Origin of the sequence: Burkholderia sp. BCC1998 (assembly GCF_905339875.1) — a bacterium.
Lineage (GTDB): Bacteria > Pseudomonadota > Gammaproteobacteria > Burkholderiales > Burkholderiaceae > Burkholderia.
The window spans coordinates 460496-475500 of record NZ_CAJPHE010000003.1 but is presented as its reverse complement, the minus strand read 5'-3'; the positions used below and the strand labels follow the sequence as shown (position 1 = coordinate 475500).

Sequence of the window (15005 nt, the reverse complement as noted above, 5' to 3'; positions counted from 1 at the left end):
GCGCGATCAGTCGTCGCCGTCTTCGGCGGATGCAACCATCGCATTGATTAGGAATTCGGTCAAGCTTTCGACCGGTACGGTCTGCTGAACGTTCTTTTCCCCGTCCTCGCCCGCGCCGCGCAGCGCTTTCACGCCCACCGTGCCGTTCGCGACCTCTTCTTCGCCGAAGATCACCGCGAACGCGGCACCGCTCGCATCGGCCCGTTTCATCTGCGACTTGAAGCTTGCCGGGCCGCCGTCGGCGCTGCAGTGGAAAATCACGTCGAGGCCCGTATCGCGCAGACGCTCGGCCGCGATGAACGCCTGTTCGCGCGCCGTCTCGCCCTGGTGCACCACGTACACGTCGACACCTTCCTGCTCGGGCGCGAGATCCTCTTCCTTCAGCAGTTCGAGAATGCGCTCGATGCCCATCGCCCAGCCGCACGCGGCGGTCGGCTTGCCGCCGAGCTGCTCGATCAGCGGATCGTAGCGGCCGCCGGCCGCGACCGTGCCCTGCGCGCCGAGCTTGTCGGTCACCCACTCGAACACGGTCAGGTTGTAGTAGTCGAGGCCGCGCACGAGACGCGGGTTGATCTTGAACGGGATGTTGTTCGCGAGCAGCAGGCGCTGCAGCCCTTCGAAGTGGGCACGCGACTCGTCGCCGAGGAAGTCGATCAGCTTCGGCGCGTTCTGCGCGATTTCCTGCAGCGCCGGGTTCTTCGTGTCGAGCACGCGCAGCGGGTTCGTATACAGGCGACGCTTCGCGTCCTCATCCAGCACGTCGGCGAACTGCTCGAGATACTTGATCAGTTCGACGCGGTGCGCGGCACGCTCTTCGGCGAGGCCGAGCGAGTTGATCTCGAGCTTGATGCCGGTCAGGCCGAGGTCGTCCCACAGGCGCTGGCACATCATGATGATCTCGGCATCCGCATCCGGGCCCGCGAAGCCGAGCGCCTCGACGCCGACCTGGTGGAACTGGCGGTAGCGGCCGCGCTGCGGACGCTCGTGACGGAACATCGGGCCGATGTACCACAGGCGCTTCGGGCCGTCGTACAGCATGTTGTGCTCGATCGACGCGCGCACGACCGCCGCGGTGTTCTCCGGGCGCATCGTCAGGTTCTCGCCGTTCAGCGCATCGGTGAAGCTGTACATCTCCTTCTCGACGATGTCCGTGACTTCGCCGATGCCGCGCGTGAAGAGCTGCGTGTGTTCGACGATCGGCGTGCGGATGTTCTGGTAGCCGTACGCGCGCAGCAGCGATTTCACGGTAGCTTCGAAGAACTCCCAGAGGCCGGCATCCTGCGGGAGGATGTCGTTCATGCCCTTGACGCCGGTGAGCTTCTCGATCTTGCGTTTCTGTTCAGTCATCGTTCGTGTGTGTGGACGAATTTAGTTCAGGGCCTCGGTACGGCCGTAATTGCGTGCGACGTAGTCGCTGACGATCTGCTGGAATTCCTCGGCGATCCGCTCGCCGCGCAGCGTCTTGACCTTCTCGCCGTCGATGAAGACGGGCGCGGCCGGGTTCTCGCCCGAACCCGGCAGGCTGATGCCGATGTTCGCGTGCTTCGATTCGCCCGGGCCGTTGACGATGCAGCCCATCACCGCGACGTTCATCTTCTCGACGCCCGGATATTCCTTGCGCCAGACCGGCATCTGCTCGCGCAGGTAGGTCTGGATCTGCATCGCGAGTTCCTGGAACAGCGTGCTCGTGGTGCGTCCGCAACCCGGGCACGCGATCACCATCGGGGCGAACGAGCGCAGGCCCATCGTCTGCAGGATTTCCTGGCCGACGATCACTTCGCCCGTGCGCGACGCGCCCGGTTCCGGCGTCAGCGAAATGCGGATCGTGTCGCCGATCCCTTCCTGCAGCAGCACGCCGAGCGCGGCCGTCGACGCGACGATGCCCTTCGAGCCCATGCCGGCCTCGGTCAGCCCGAGATGCAGCGCGAAGCCGCAGCGGCGGCCGAGTTCGCGGTACACGGCGATCAGGTCCTGCACGCCGCTGACCTTGCACGACAGCACGATGCGATCGCGGCCGAGGCCCAGCTCGACCGCGCGCTCGGCCGAGCCGATCGCCGACTGGATCAGCGCTTCGTACATCACGCTCTGCGCATCCCACGGCTGCGCGCGCGCGCCGTTCTCGTCCATCATGCGCGCGAGCAGATCCTGGTCGAGGCTGCCCCAGTTCACGCCGATCCGCACCGGCTTGTCGTACTTCGCCGCGGCTTCGATCATCTGCGCGAACTGCGTGTCGCGCTTCGCGCCCTGGCCGACGTTGCCCGGGTTGATCCGGTACTTCGACAGCGACTCCGCGCAGCCCGGGTAGTCGCGCAGCAGCAGGTGGCCGTTGTAGTGGAAATCGCCGACGAGCGGCACGGTCACGCCCATCCGGTCGAGCTGCTCGCGGATCGCCGGCACGGCGGCCGCGGCCTCCGGCGTATTGACCGTGATGCGCACCAGTTCGGAGCCCGCGTTCGCGAGTTCCTTGATCTGGATCGCCGTGCCGATCGCGTCGGCCGTGTCGGTATTCGTCATCGACTGCACGCGCACCGGCGCATCACCGCCGATCGTCACGAGCTGCCCGCCCCAACGAACATCCACCGCATGCGACACGCGACGCGGCTGATGCCCGCCGAACACCGGCTCGGTTGAACAAATCTGACTGCTGCGTGGGGATTGAGCTTCGGATTGCATCGATAGATCCATTTACGCGGAATGCGCCGCGAGGCGGCGCATGAATTGAAAAAGCGCCGTGCCCTCGCAGCCTGTCCAGGACAGGCCTGCGCCACGGCGCTTGACGTCAGGGCAGCGTGAACCGCGCCACGTTACCCCGCGCTGCCGAATATTTTGCCGGATCGACCGGCTTTCCGTCGAACGCGACCGTATCAAGGCCTGCCTTGTTGCCGATCGTGACCTTGAACGGACCGTCGCCGGCGACCTGCTTCGTCTCGCCGGCCCGCACCAGCGCCGAGAACAGTTCCTTGCCGCTCTTGTCGCGCACGCTGAACCAGCAATCCTGCTTGACCTTCAGTTCGACCGTCGACTGGCCTGCCGCGACCGCGACGCTCGCGGGCTGGGCCGGCACGGCCGCGCTGCTCGCCGCGGCCGGCGCGACGACCGGTTGCGACGCGGGCACGGCGGCCGTCGGGGCCGGAGCCGGAGCCGGAGCAGCCGACGCAACGGCCTGCGGCGCCACGGCGGATGCCGCAACCTGCGCCGGGGCTTCGTTGACGGCTGCCGCCGACGCGCCGCCCGCGGCTGCCGCTTCGACGGAGGACGCCGCCGGCGCGCTGGCCGCCGATGCGTGTTCCGTGGCGCCGCCCTTGAAGCGCGCGAGCCAGCTCGACGAATCGCCGCCAGTGTGCCACATGAGTACCGCGATCACCGCGACGACGACGATCGCCGTCCCCCACAGCCACGGATGATGGTGCGACGACCCGCCAAGCGGAATCGACACGCGGCCGCGCGGCAGATCCGTCCCCGACGACGCGGGCATCGACAGATCGACTTCCTGCACGCCACGCTCGCGGCGCAATGCATGGGCGAACGGCTCCGGATCGACGCCGAGCATCTTCGCGTAGCTGCGCACGACGCCGAGCGCGAACGTCACGCCGGGCAAATGACTGATGTCGCCGGCCTCCAGCGCACGCAGCTTCTGCGGAGCGACCTTGAGCCGCGCCGACACGTCGTCGACCGTCCAGCCCTTCGCCTCCCGGAGCTGCGCCAGCCGGCTGCCGACGGCCGCCAGCGTTTCAAGCCCCGCCGGTGCCGGCTTCGCGGCATTCGTCTCTGCGCCGTTGGTCGGCTGCGGCTCACTCATCCTTGTCCTCGCGTCGATTCTTCTTCACTGGCGGGCGCCGCCGGCTCCCGCAACTGTCCACATCATGCGCGGCGCCGAGGCGCCGCGACCGATCGCTATTCGCGTGTTGTACCGCAAGAAGTCCAGGCATCCGCACCCATGCGGCCCCGACCAGGCGTCCCCGTCAGATCGCCCGAACTTCGATGATTTTTGCTGCTGCGCCCGTTCGCTCCGCCAGGCGCGTGCGGTCCTTCACGGCGCCGGCCAGCTGGCCGCACGCGGCGTCGATGTCGTCGCCGCGCGTCTTGCGCACGGTCGTGACGACACCCGCGTCGATGAGGACCTGTGCAAAGCGCTTGATCTGCTCCGGCTTCGAGCGGATGAGGCCCGATTCCGGAAACGGATTGAACGGGATCAGGTTGAACTTGCAGGGGACGTCACGCGTGACGGCCAGCAGTTCGCGCGCATGCGCTTCGGTGTCGTTGACGCCGTCGAGCATGCAGTATTCGAAAGTAATGAAGTCGCGCGGTGCGACCTTCAGATAGCGCTGGCACGCGGCCATCAGCTCGCGAAGCGGATGCTTCTTGTTGAGCGGCACCAGTTCGTCGCGCAGCGCATCGTTCGGCGCGTGCAGCGAAACGGCGAGCGCGACCGGCAATTCGGCGCCGAGGCGGTCCATCATCGGCACCACGCCGGACGTCGACAACGTGACGCGGCGGCGCGACAGGCCGTACGCGTTATCGTCGAGCATCAGCCGCATCGCGGGCACGACCGCGCTGTAATTCAGCAGCGGCTCGCCCATGCCCATCATCACCACGTTGGTGACGACCCGTTCGGCCTTGCCGTTCGGACCGGGTGCGCGACCCAGCGACGCACGCAGCGCAAACTCGGCCATCCGGAGCTGACCGATGATTTCGGCTGTCGACAGGTTGCGGGAGAAGCCCTGCTTGCCCGTCGAGCAGAAGCGGCAGTTGACCGCACACCCGGCCTGCGACGACACGCACAGCGTGCCGCGCGTCTCTTCCGGGATGAAAACGGTTTCGACCGCATTGCCGTTTCCGACGTCGATCAGCCACTTGCGCGTGCCGTCGGTGGAAACGTGATCGCTGACGATATCGGGCATCACGATCGACGCGCGACCCTTGAGCTTTTCTCTCAGGGACTTCGCGAGATCGGTCATGCCGTCGAAATCGCCGGCGTTGTACTGATGGATCCAGCGCTGCAACTGCTTGGCGCGGAACGGCTTCTCGCCGAGGCTGCCGCAGTACGCGACAAGACCCTCGGCATCGAAGTCGAGAAGATTGACGGAAGTTTCGCTCGTCATGATGTGCTGCCTTGCCGCGTGCGCTGAATCCTGCCTACTTGTTGCCAGCCAGGGCTTAGCGCGAGTAGACGTTCATTTCCGGGAAGAAGAACGCGATTTCGACCGCAGCCGTTTCGGCAGCGTCCGAGCCGTGCACGGCGTTCGCGTCGATGCTGTCGGCGAAGTCGGCGCGGATCGTGCCCTTTTCCGCCTTCTTCGGATCCGTCGCGCCCATCAGGTCGCGGTTCTTCAGGATCGCGCCTTCACCTTCCAGAACCTGGATCATCACCGGGCCCGAGATCATGAAATCGACGAGGTCCTTGAAGAACGGACGTGCTGCGTGAACTGCGTAGAACTTCTCTGCGTCCGCACGCGACAGGTGTGCCATGCGCGATGCGACGATCTTCAGGCCGGCGCCTTCGAAACGGCTGTAGATCTGGCCGATCACGTTCTTTGCCACCGCATCCGGCTTGATGATCGACAGGGTGCGCTCGATTGCCATAAAAACTCCAAGAAATTAAGAAGTTACAGGTTCAAATGAATCCGCTATTGTAGCACGATCCCGTGTATCATTGCGATTGAACCCTTACACGAGTGAAAGGTTCCAATTCCATATGTTTTTTGCGCCGCCCGGCATTGAAACCTCGCGGCACGGAACGTATCTTAGCCATAGCTGCTCCGGTTTGCTGCGCCGCACACCGCGCGCGCCGAACCGGCCCCGGACGCCCACGCGTTCAATGTTAGGAGAAACCATGAACGACTATCCGTACAATTTCGGCCGCGGCGGCTCCGTCAGCACCGCGGAGGCTCGCAATCGCGTGCTGCGGAACACGTACTGGCTGCTCGCGCTGTCGATGGTGCCGACGGTGCTGGGGGCATGGGTCGGCGTCGCGACGGGATTCTCGCTGTTCGCGGCCACGAGCCCGATGATGAGCCTGCTCGCGTTCTTCGCAATCGCGTTCGGCTTCATGTTCGCGATCGAGCGGACGAAAAACAGCGCGGCCGGCGTGTTCGTGCTGCTCGGCTTCACGTTCTTCATGGGCCTGATGCTGTCGCGCCTGCTGAGCTTCATCCTCGGCTTCTCGAACGGCCCGTCGCTGATCATGCTCGCGTTCGGCGGCACCGGCATCATCTTCGCCGCGATGGCGACGATCGCCACGGTCAGCAAGCGCGACTTCTCCGGGCTCGGCAAATGGCTGTTCATGGGCGTGATCGTGATCCTGCTGGCGTCGGTCGCGAACATCTTCCTGCAACTGCCGGCGCTGATGCTCACCGTGTCGGTGCTCGCGATCGCGATCTTCTCGGCCTACATGCTGTTCGACGTCCAGCGCGTCGTGAACGGCGGCGAGACGAACTACATCTCGGCCACGCTCGCGATCTACCTCGACCTGTACAACGTGTTCACGAACCTGCTCGCGCTGCTCGGCATCTTCGGCGGCAACCGCAACTGACGTTCGCCGTACCCGATGAAAAAACCGGCCGTCGGGCCGGTTTTTTTACGTCCGCCGCCCGCTCAGTCGCGCTCGAACAGCGCGATCGATTCGACGTGCGACGTATTCGGGAACATGTTCACGACGCCGGCGCCCTTCAGCCGGTAGCCGGCCTCGTGCACGAGCAGGCCTGCGTCGCGTGCGAGCGTCGACGGGTTGCACGACACGTAGACGATGCGCTTCGGCAGCGGGCCTGCGCCGCTCTGCGCGATTTCGGCCAGCGCCTTCGACACCGCGAGCGCGCCTTCGCGCGGCGGGTCGATCAGGAACTTGTCGAAGGCGCCGAGCGCACGCAGGTCGTCGCCCGTCACCTCGAACAGGTTCCGGCACGCGAACGTCGTGTGGCCGTCGACGCCGTTCTCGCGCGCATTCGCGAGCGCGCGGGTCGTCAGCGTCTCGCTGCCTTCGATGCCCATCACCTCGCGCGACAGCCGCGCGAGCGGCAGCGTGAAGTTGCCGATCCCGCAGAACAGGTCGAGCACGCGATCGTCACGCGACGGCGCGAGCAGGCGCAGCGCGCGCCCCACCAGCACGCGGTTGATCTGATGGTTGACCTGCGTGAAGTCGGTCGGCTTGAACGGCATGCGGATGCCGAACTCCGGCAGCGTATAGTCGAGCGGCACGTCGAGCGGATAGAACGGCGTCACCGTGTCCGGGCCCTTCGGCTGCAGCCAGAACTGCACCTTGTGCTCGTCGGCGAACGCGCGCAGCAGCGCTTCGTCGTCCGCATTGATCGGCTCCAGCACGCGCAGCACCAGTGCCGTGACTTGCGAACCGACCGCGAGCTCGATCTGCGGCATCCGGTCACGGATCGACAGCCCCTCGACCAGCCGGCGCAGCGGCACGAGCATCGCCGACACGTGCGGCGGCAGCACTTCGCAGCTCGTCATGTCGGCGACATAGCTGCTCTTCTTTTCATGGAACCCGACCAGCACGCCGCCCTTCTTCGCGACGTTGCGCACGGTCAGGCGCGCACGGTACCGGTAGCCCCACGACGGGCCGTGGATCGGCGCGAACATCGTCTCGGCGCGCAGCTTCGACAGGTGCCACAGGTTGTCCTCGAGCACGCGCTGCTTGATCGCCACCTGCGCGCGCATGTCGAGGTGCTGCATCGAGCAGCCGCCGCAGGTGCCGAAGAATGCGCACTTCGGCTGCGTGCGCAGCACGCTCGGGCGCAGAATGTCGACGACGGTCGCCTGCTCGTAGCTCGGCTTGCGACGGTAGCTCGAATAGGTCACGCGCTCGCCGGGCAGCGCACCCTCGACGAAGATGACCTTGCCCGGCGTGCCGTCCTCGGTCGCCGTGCGGCCGACACCGCGCGCTTCCATGTCGAGCGATTCGATCTCGAGAACCGGGGCAGGCCCGGGCGCGACGGGCGCATTTTTCGATTTGCGCGCAGAAGTGGGGACGGCTTCGGACACCAGCTTTTCCTGACAAAACGTTGAAGAAGGCGAGATTGTAGACGACGAAAGCCCGCGTCGCCCGCTTTCGTGGCGCAAGCGTCAATACTGACGCCTCTGCCGCGCCGCGTCATGCGGAAACGACCTGCGGGCCGCCGGCCCGCAGGCGCGGCGTCTCGCGAGATCAGCCGGCGGCACACGTTCTGCTCGCAACAGACTCAGGAGATTCGGGAGACTCGACCATGCGACTGATCGACTGGAACATCCAATGGGGTCGGGACGCGGACGGCGTCGTCGACCTGCCGCGCACGATCGCCGCCGCTCGCCGGCTCGGCGACTTCGACGTGCTGTGCCTGCAGGAAGTCACGCGCGGTTTCGGCGCACTGCCCGGCCAGCCCGGCCCCGACCAGTTCGCCGAACTGGCGGCGTTGCTGCCCGGTTATACGATCGTCGAAGCGGTCGGCGCCGACCTGCCGCCGCTCGAACCCGGCGCACCGCGCCGCCAGTTCGGCAATGCGGTCGCGACCCGGCTGCCGATCGGGCGCGTGCTGCGCCAATTGCTGCCGTGGCCGGCAGACGCCGACGCGCCTTCCATGCCGCGCGTCGCGCTCGACGTCGAACTGGTGTTACCGTCGGGTCGGCTGCGGGTCGTCACGACGCATCTGGAATTCTATTCGGCGCGCCAGCGACTCGCGCAGGTCGACGCATTGCGCGCCCGGCACCGCGAAGCGTGTGCGCATGCGGACCAGCCTGCGCCGGCCGAAAATGCCACGGGGCCGTTCAGCGAGACCGTCCAGCCGCGTGATGCCATCCTCTGCGGCGACTTCAACAGCGCGTTCGGCAGCGACGCGTACCGGCGCATGCTCGAGCCGATCGCCGACGCACCGTCGTTCGTCGATGCGTGGATCGCCCGGCACCCGGGCCGCACGCCGCCGCCGACCGCCGGCGTCTACGACACGGCGCAATGGTCCGACGGGCCGCTCGCATGCGACTTCGTGTTCGTGACCGATACGCTGCTGCCGCGCGTCACGCGCTGCGAAATCGACGGCGACGCGCGCGAATCGGACCACCAGCCGGTCGTGCTCGAACTCGATCGAAATTGATCGCGGCCGCCATGCGGGCCGCCCGCGTCACGCGTCGAAACCGGCCAGGTATTCGGCCCAGTGCGACGCGGGCTCCTGCGCGAGCGAATTCTTCACGAGCAGGATCTCGTCCGCATATTCGCTCGGCGTCAGGCCGCCGCGCATCAGCTGGAACCGGCAATACAGCAGGTAGGTATTGACGACGTCCGTTTCGCAATAGTTGCGGATTTCCTCGATCCGGCCATCCTGGAACGCCGGCCACACCTGGCTGCCGTCCATTCCGAGCTTGCCCGGGAAGCCGCACAGCTTCGCGAGCGCGTCGAGCGGCGCATTCGCGCGCGCCTGATACATCGCGAGCACGTCCATCAGGTCGGTGTGCCGCGAGTGATAACGCGAGATGTAGTTGTTCCACTTGAACTCGCGGTCGTCCTCGCCCAGATCCCAGTAGCGCGTCGCGGGGATCCCGTGTACGAGCGCACGGTAATGGAGCACCGGCAGATCGAAGCCGCCGCCGTTCCACGACACGAGCTGCGGCGTGTATTTCTCGATCACGCGATAGAACGACTGGACCAGCGTCGCCTCATTGTCCTGGGGTGTGCCCAACGACCGAACGCGGAAACCGTTGTTGTCGCGGAACACGCACGAGATCGCCGCGATGCGCTGCAGGTGATGCGGCAGGAAATCGCTGCCGGTCTTCTCGCGGCGCGCGGCGAACGCATGTTCGGCCACCGCGGCATCGTCCAGTGTCGCGGGCAGGTCTTCAAGACGGCGAATGCCGTCGACATCGGGAATGGTCTCGATGTCAAAAACGAGAATCGGTGTCATCAGTTACAGAACGGCGTCCTTGCGCACGCCGTTGGAGGCAAAGAACCGCTTGAGGCGCACCAGCGCTTCCTGCTGGATCTGCCGCACGCGCTCGCGCGTGAGCCCCATCTCGTCGGCCAGCTCCTCGAGCGTGGCCGGTTCGATGTGGTTCAGGCCGAAGCGGCGCTCGATCACGTGCCGATGCTTGTCGGACAGCCGCGACAGCCATGCGCGCGTGAGCGTCTCGAGTTCGCGGTGCTGCACCTCCGCGTCGGGCGACTGGCTCTGGTCGTCGGGCAGCAGGTCGAGCAGGCTGCTCGCGGGATCGAGATCGAGCGGCGCGTCGAGCGATGCGGTGTGCTCGTTGAGCGCGAGGATGTCGGTGACTTCCTCGGCGGTCTTGCCGGTGAGATAGGCGATGTCGTCGATGCTGGCTTCACGGCGCTCGGCCGCCTCGCCCGTCGACATCGAATTCTTTTCGAGGTGGCGCTTCGCGCGCAGCACCTGGTTCAGTTCGCGGATCACGTGCACGGGCAGACGCACGGTGCGAGCCTGGTTCATGATCGCCCGTTCGATGCTCTGCCGGATCCACCACGTCGCGTAGGTCGAGAACCGAAAGCCACGCGTCGGATCGAATTTCTCGATCGCGTGCATCAGGCCGAGGTTGCCTTCCTCGATCAGGTCGAGCAGCGGCACGCCGCGGTTCAGGTAACCCTTCGCGATACTGACGACGAGACGCAGGTTGCGCTCGATCATCACCTGCCGCGCCTCGAATTCGCCGGCCTTCGCAAGACGCGAATAGCGCTGCTCCTCCTCGACGGTCAGGAGCGGCTTCACGCTGATACGGTTCAGGTAATGCTGGATCGTGTCGGCCGTGAGTTCGGCCTGCAGCAATGCGCGGAAATCGTCGACGTCGGGCGCGGCTTCCGCCCGGCCTTCGTGCTCGTCGTCGCCATCCGCTTCGGCGTCGCGTGCCTCGAGATCGCGTTCGTTTTCCGCGACGTCGTCTTCGTCGTCCGTCGAAGCGCCAGCTCGCTCCACCGATGCTTGCGTGGCACGACTGATCTTCTCAGATTCGGCTTGCGGCTCGTGGCGCTTCGATTTCGGCATGGTCGTCTCGGTTATTGAGGCGGCAAATACTTCAGCGGATCGACAGGTTTACCCTGCCGGCGAACCTCGAAATGCAGCATCACGCGGTCGGCATCGCTATTACCCATCTCGGCGATCTTCTGCCCCTTCGTTACCGCGTCCCCCTCTTTTACCATCAAAGCGCGATTGTGTGCATACGCCGTGAGGTAAGTTGCATCGTGTTTGATGATAATGAGGTTGCCATAGCCACGCAGGCCGTTGCCCGAGTAGACGACGCGGCCGTCGGCCGCCGCCTTCACGGCCTCGCCGGACGTGCCGCCGATATTGACGCCCTTGTTCTTCGCGTCGTCGAAACCGTTCAGCACCGGACCGCGCACGGGCCATGCGAACGTCACGGGGCCGCTCGGCGCGGCTGCCGTGTCGCTCGATGCGGCGGCAGCCGGCGGCGTGCTCGCGGACGACGAGCCCGCGGCCGGCGTCGCGGGACCGCTGCTGAGCGGCGCGGTCGCGACGGCGGCGCCGGTGATCGGTGCGGCAGCCGGCGAGCCGGCAAGCGCGGCACCGCCCGGCGGCGCGACACGCAGCAGCTGGTCGACTTCGATCTGATTCGGGTTCGCCAGGTTGTTCCAGGTGGCGATGTCGCGATAGTTCTGCCCGTTCTCGAGCGCGATCCGGTACAGCGTATCGCCCGGTTTCACACGGTAGAAGCCGGGCGGCGGCGGGCCGAGCGGCACTGCGGGCTGCGCGGCGGCGGTCGTGCCGAGCGATCCGGAGCGGTCGACGACGGGCGCGTTGTCGAGCCGCGTCGCACAGGCGGCCAGCAGCGTGGAGAACGCAGCCACACAGATCGCGCGCTGGGCGAACGTGAGCGGTTCCCTGGTTCGGTTGTTTTGCATCGCGCGCAACATACTCATCGGTTTCAAATCACTCCGGATTTTAAAGGGACAAAGAAAACGCGATCAAGCCGGGACTCCCGCCATTGCGCGTGCGCGACGCGCTCGACGAGCGTGAGCACCTGAGGCTGCCCGCTCTGCGCGCCGACCGGCGCGACGAGCCGCCCGCCGATCGCGAGCTGCTCGAGCAGCGCCTGCGGCACGTCGAGCCCCGCCGCCGCGATCACGATCGCGTCGAACGGGCCCGCGGACGGCAGGCCGACACGCCCGTCGCCGTAATGCAGACGGATGTTCGGCACGCGCAGCGGCCGCAGGTTCAGCTTCGCACGCTCGTAGAGCGGCTTGATGCGTTCAATCGAATACACGTCGCGTGCCACGTGACTCAGCACCGCGGCCTGGTAGCCGCAACCGGTGCCGATCTCGAGGACGCGCTCGAGCGTGCGGCCGGCCATCGCGAGCTCGATCATGCGCGCGACGACCGACGGCTTTGAAATCGTTTGCTGGTGGCCGATAGGCAACGCGGCATCCTCGTACGCCTGCGTCGCGAGCCCGGGATCCACGAACAGGTGGCGCGGCACCGCGGCCATCGCATCCAGCACGCGCGCGTCGGTCACGCCGTTCGCGCGCAGGCGTTCGACCATGCGCTCGCGCACACGTTCCGACGTCAACGCGAATGCACCGGCCGGCGCGACGCTCGGCGCCGCCGGCTTCGGCATCGCGGGCTTCAGCGCGGTCGGCTTCGGTGCGCTCGCCGGCTTCGCGGCGGCCGCACCGGGCACCGTGCGCGCGACGCCCGCCTTCACCGCCACCGGCTTCAGCACGGCAGCGGGCTTGTCGACGGCCTTCGGCACCGCGCTCGCCGCATGGCGTTCACCGGCCCGGCCGTCCGATTTGCGTGGCGCTCGCTTGAGATCTTCGAGCGCGAGCGGGAACCGCTTCGCGCGCTCGCCGCTCATGAAGCACGCCCTCCTGCGCGCGCCCATTCGCGCGTTGCAGGCAGCATTTGCGTATGCGTGAGATCGAGCTGCAGCGGCGTGATCGAGACGAAACCGTTTGCGACGGCGTGGAAATCGGTGCCTTCGCTCGCGTCCAGCGCCGCACCCGCGGCACCGATCCAGTAGACCGGCTCGCCGCGCGGGTCGGTCTGGCGAATCACCGGCTGGGACGGGTGACGCTTGCCGAGGCGCGTGACCTGCCAGCCTTTCAGTTCGTCGTACGGCAGATTCGGAATATTGACGTTCAGCAGCGGCTGACCGGGCAGCGGATGCGCGAGAAAGTGCTCGACGATTTCCGCGGCGACGCGCGCCGCATCCGCCAGATGCGCCCAGCCCTTGTCGGCCAGCGAAAACGCGATGGCCGGCACGCCGAACATGATGCCTTCGGTGGCGGCCGCAACTGTCCCTGAATAGAGCGTGTCTTCGCCCATGTTCTGGCCGTTGTTGATCCCGGACACGACGAGGTCGGGCCGCGCGTCGGCCATCCCGGTCAGCGCGACGTGCACCGAATCGGTCGGTGTGCCGTTCACGTAGAAGAAACCCGTATTCGTCGCGCGCTGCACCGACAGCGGCCGCGACAGCGTCAGGGAATTCGACGCGCCGCTGCAATTCTGCTCGGGCGCGATCACCGTGAGGTCGGCAAGCGGCTGAAGCGCGTCGCTGAGCGCGGCGAGACCGGGGGCGAGATAGCCGTCGTCGTTGCTGAGTAGGATTCGCATCCGGCGATTGTAACCGAGGAAAGATGGCGCGAGAGCGACAGTCCGGCGGGTGCGGACAGGCCCGCACGCACGACGCGCGCGCGGTGCGCCGTCGCATCGCGCGGCGGCGTTTGCAGGTTCGGGAAAACGCGGTGCCGCCCGGGTTTTCCCCTCGAAGGGCCGCCGTGACGAGATGCCCGTTCGGCAAACCTGACGCGCAGCGCCGAGTGCGCGGCGCTCAGATCGCGCCGGCCTCGCGCAGCGCGGCGATCGCCTGCGCGTCGTAGCCGAGACTGTGCAGCACCTCGTCCGTGTGCTCGCCGAGTTCCGGCCCGAGCCAGCGTGTTTCGCCCGGCGTGCCGGACAGCTTCGGCGTGATGTTCGGCAGCGGAATGTCGGTGCCGTCGGCCAGCTTGAAACGCTGGATCATCTGCCGCGCGATGAACTGCGGATCGGTGAACATGTCGGCGGCGCTGTAGATGCGCCCGGCCGGCACGTCGGCCGCGTTGAGCACCGCCAGCGCGTCGTCGATCGTGCGCGGCGCGAGCCACGCGGCGATCGCGTCGTCGATCTCCTGCGTGCGCGGCACGCGTCCGTCGTTGCGAGCGAGCGCGGGATCGTCGGCGAGGTCGTCGCGTTCGATCGCCTTCATCAGCCGCTTGAAGATCGGGTCGCTGTTGCCGCCGATCACGATGCTGCCGTCGCGGCACGCGTAGGTGTTCGACGGCACGATGCCCGGCAGCGACGCGCCGGTACGCTCGCGCACCATCCCGTACACGCCGTACTCGGGCACCACGCTTTCCATCATGTTGAACACCGCTTCGTACAGCGCAACGTCGACCACCTGCCCCGCGCCACCGTTCACGTTGCGGTGGTGGAGCGCCATCATCGCGCCGATCACGCCGTGCAGCGCGGCGATCGAGTCGCCGATCGAGATGCCGATGCGCGGCGGCGGCAAATCGGGATAGCCGGTGATGTGGCGCAAGCCGCCCATCGATTCGGCGATCGCGCCGAAGCCGGGCCGGTCGCGGTACGGGCCGGTCTGCCCGTAACCGGACAGGCGCACCATCACGAGCCCGGGGTTGTCGGCCGACAGCACGTCGTAGCCGAGCCCAAGCTTCTCGAGCAGGCCCGGGCGGAAGTTTTCGATCACGATGTCGGCCTCGCGCGCGAGTTGCCGCGCGATCGCCTTGCCGGCATCGGATTTCAGGTTGAGGGTGACCGATTTCTTGTTGCGTGCCTGGACCGACCACCACAGCGACGTGCCGCCCTGCTCCGGATGCAGCTTGCGCCACTTGCGCAGCGGGTCGCCGCCGTTCGGATCCTCGATCTTGATGACTTCCGCGCCGAATTCGGCAAAGAGGCGCGACGCGAACGGCCCCGCGATCAGCGTCCCGAATTCGAGCACTTTGACGCCCGCGAGCGGGCCCTGGCTGGTGCTCATGTGTCTCCCTGGCATGAGGAACGGCGCCG

Annotated in this window: 14 protein-coding genes; 2 read left to right on the top strand and 12 right to left on the bottom strand. The window is 66.7% G+C overall.

Annotated elements, in window-relative coordinates:
* Positions 1-6 precede the first annotated feature (6 nt).
* From hisS to ndk, 5 genes are all read right to left on the bottom strand, one after another.
* Positions 7-1347, bottom strand: a complete 1341-nt coding sequence (hisS, locus tag U5A56_RS08445) for a histidine--tRNA ligase (RefSeq protein WP_044848982.1) — start codon at positions 1345-1347, stop codon at positions 7-9.
* 21 nt (positions 1348-1368) lie between these two features.
* Positions 1369-2673: a flavodoxin-dependent (E)-4-hydroxy-3-methylbut-2-enyl-diphosphate synthase gene (ispG, locus tag U5A56_RS08440; RefSeq protein ID WP_006483314.1), complete on the bottom strand. Its 1305-nt coding sequence runs from the start codon at positions 2671-2673 to the stop codon at positions 1369-1371.
* Between the two features lie 106 nt (positions 2674-2779).
* A complete protein-coding gene (locus tag U5A56_RS08435; RefSeq protein WP_321921837.1) occupies positions 2780-3799 on the bottom strand; it encodes a helix-turn-helix domain-containing protein in 1020 nt (339 codons plus the stop codon).
* A 163-nt stretch (positions 3800-3962) separates the two neighbouring features.
* A complete protein-coding gene (rlmN, locus tag U5A56_RS08430) occupies positions 3963-5102 on the bottom strand; it encodes a 23S rRNA (adenine(2503)-C(2))-methyltransferase RlmN (RefSeq protein WP_044848980.1) in 1140 nt (379 codons plus the stop codon).
* A 55-nt stretch (positions 5103-5157) separates the two neighbouring features.
* Complete coding sequence (gene ndk / locus U5A56_RS08425; protein WP_006478674.1) at positions 5158-5583, bottom strand: nucleoside-diphosphate kinase; 426 nt, start codon at positions 5581-5583, stop codon at positions 5158-5160.
* 250 nt (positions 5584-5833) lie between these two features.
* Between ndk and U5A56_RS08420 the strand changes: the two genes are divergently transcribed.
* The gene (locus U5A56_RS08420; protein ID WP_321921835.1) at positions 5834-6532 is read left to right on the top strand and encodes a Bax inhibitor-1/YccA family protein; all 699 of its coding nucleotides are present in this window, start codon (positions 5834-5836) and stop codon (positions 6530-6532) included.
* A gap of 62 nt (positions 6533-6594) precedes the next feature.
* Here the strand turns inward: U5A56_RS08420 and rlmD are convergent, their stop codons facing one another.
* Entirely contained in the window at positions 6595-7992 is a 1398-nt protein-coding gene (rlmD, locus tag U5A56_RS08415) for a 23S rRNA (uracil(1939)-C(5))-methyltransferase RlmD (protein ID WP_321921833.1), read from the bottom strand.
* A 221-nt stretch (positions 7993-8213) separates the two neighbouring features.
* On the opposite strand from rlmD, the gene U5A56_RS08410 reads away from it, so the two are divergent.
* Positions 8214-9074, top strand: a complete 861-nt coding sequence (locus tag U5A56_RS08410; protein ID WP_321921831.1) for an endonuclease/exonuclease/phosphatase family protein — start codon at positions 8214-8216, stop codon at positions 9072-9074.
* A gap of 27 nt (positions 9075-9101) precedes the next feature.
* Here the strand turns inward: U5A56_RS08410 and U5A56_RS08405 are convergent, their stop codons facing one another.
* The 6 genes from U5A56_RS08405 to U5A56_RS08380 all read right to left on the bottom strand — a co-directional run bounded on the left by U5A56_RS08405 (position 9102) and on the right by U5A56_RS08380 (position 14976).
* A complete protein-coding gene (locus U5A56_RS08405) occupies positions 9102-9878 on the bottom strand; it encodes a 3'-5' exonuclease (RefSeq protein ID WP_044848977.1) in 777 nt (258 codons plus the stop codon).
* A gap of 3 nt (positions 9879-9881) precedes the next feature.
* On the bottom strand, positions 9882-10967 hold the full coding sequence (rpoS, locus tag U5A56_RS08400; RefSeq protein WP_040144287.1) for an RNA polymerase sigma factor RpoS: 1086 nt from the start codon (positions 10965-10967) through the stop codon (positions 9882-9884).
* Positions 10968-10978: 11 nt separating this feature from the next.
* Positions 10979-11860 (bottom strand): peptidoglycan DD-metalloendopeptidase family protein, encoded by an 882-nt coding sequence (locus U5A56_RS08395; protein WP_044848976.1) that lies wholly within the window; start codon positions 11858-11860, stop codon positions 10979-10981.
* A gap of 5 nt (positions 11861-11865) precedes the next feature.
* A complete protein-coding gene (locus U5A56_RS08390) occupies positions 11866-12795 on the bottom strand; it encodes a protein-L-isoaspartate(D-aspartate) O-methyltransferase (RefSeq protein ID WP_321821709.1) in 930 nt (309 codons plus the stop codon).
* Positions 12792-13553 carry a 5'/3'-nucleotidase SurE gene (surE, locus tag U5A56_RS08385; protein WP_124486298.1) on the bottom strand — a complete coding sequence of 254 codons (762 nt, stop codon included), beginning with the start codon at positions 13551-13553 and terminating at the stop codon, positions 12792-12794. The genes U5A56_RS08390 and surE overlap by 4 nt, the downstream gene beginning before the upstream one ends.
* Before the next feature lie 217 nt (positions 13554-13770).
* On the bottom strand, positions 13771-14976 hold the full coding sequence (locus U5A56_RS08380; RefSeq protein ID WP_044847272.1) for a CaiB/BaiF CoA transferase family protein: 1206 nt from the start codon (positions 14974-14976) through the stop codon (positions 13771-13773).
* Positions 14977-15005 lie beyond the last annotated feature (29 nt).

Bases quoted from the DNA above. Each gene is read 5' to 3' on its own strand.
- hisS (WP_044848982.1), bottom strand. From the start codon at position 1,347: ATGACTGAACAGAAACGCAAGATCGAGAAGCTCACCGGCGTCAAGGGC.
- ispG (WP_006483314.1), bottom strand. From the start codon at position 2,673: ATGCAATCCGAAGCTCAATCCCCACGCAGCAGTCAGATTTGTTCAACC.
- U5A56_RS08420 (WP_321921835.1), top strand. From the start codon at position 5,834: ATGAACGACTATCCGTACAATTTCGGCCGCGGCGGCTCCGTCAGCACC.
- ndk (WP_006478674.1), bottom strand. From the start codon at position 5,583: ATGGCAATCGAGCGCACCCTGTCGATCATCAAGCCGGATGCGGTGGCA.
- U5A56_RS08410 (WP_321921831.1), top strand. From the start codon at position 8,214: ATGCGACTGATCGACTGGAACATCCAATGGGGTCGGGACGCGGACGGC.
- U5A56_RS08405 (WP_044848977.1), bottom strand. From the start codon at position 9,878: ATGACACCGATTCTCGTTTTTGACATCGAGACCATTCCCGATGTCGAC.
- U5A56_RS08390 (WP_321821709.1), bottom strand. From the start codon at position 12,795: ATGAGCGGCGAGCGCGCGAAGCGGTTCCCGCTCGCGCTCGAAGATCTC.
- U5A56_RS08395 (WP_044848976.1), bottom strand. From the start codon at position 11,860: ATGAGTATGTTGCGCGCGATGCAAAACAACCGAACCAGGGAACCGCTC.
- U5A56_RS08435 (WP_321921837.1), bottom strand. From the start codon at position 3,799: ATGAGTGAGCCGCAGCCGACCAACGGCGCAGAGACGAATGCCGCGAAG.
- rlmN (WP_044848980.1), bottom strand. From the start codon at position 5,102: ATGACGAGCGAAACTTCCGTCAATCTTCTCGACTTCGATGCCGAGGGT.
- rpoS (WP_040144287.1), bottom strand. From the start codon at position 10,967: ATGCCGAAATCGAAGCGCCACGAGCCGCAAGCCGAATCTGAGAAGATC.
- surE (WP_124486298.1), bottom strand. From the start codon at position 13,553: ATGCGAATCCTACTCAGCAACGACGACGGCTATCTCGCCCCCGGTCTC.
- U5A56_RS08380 (WP_044847272.1), bottom strand. From the start codon at position 14,976: ATGAGCACCAGCCAGGGCCCGCTCGCGGGCGTCAAAGTGCTCGAATTC.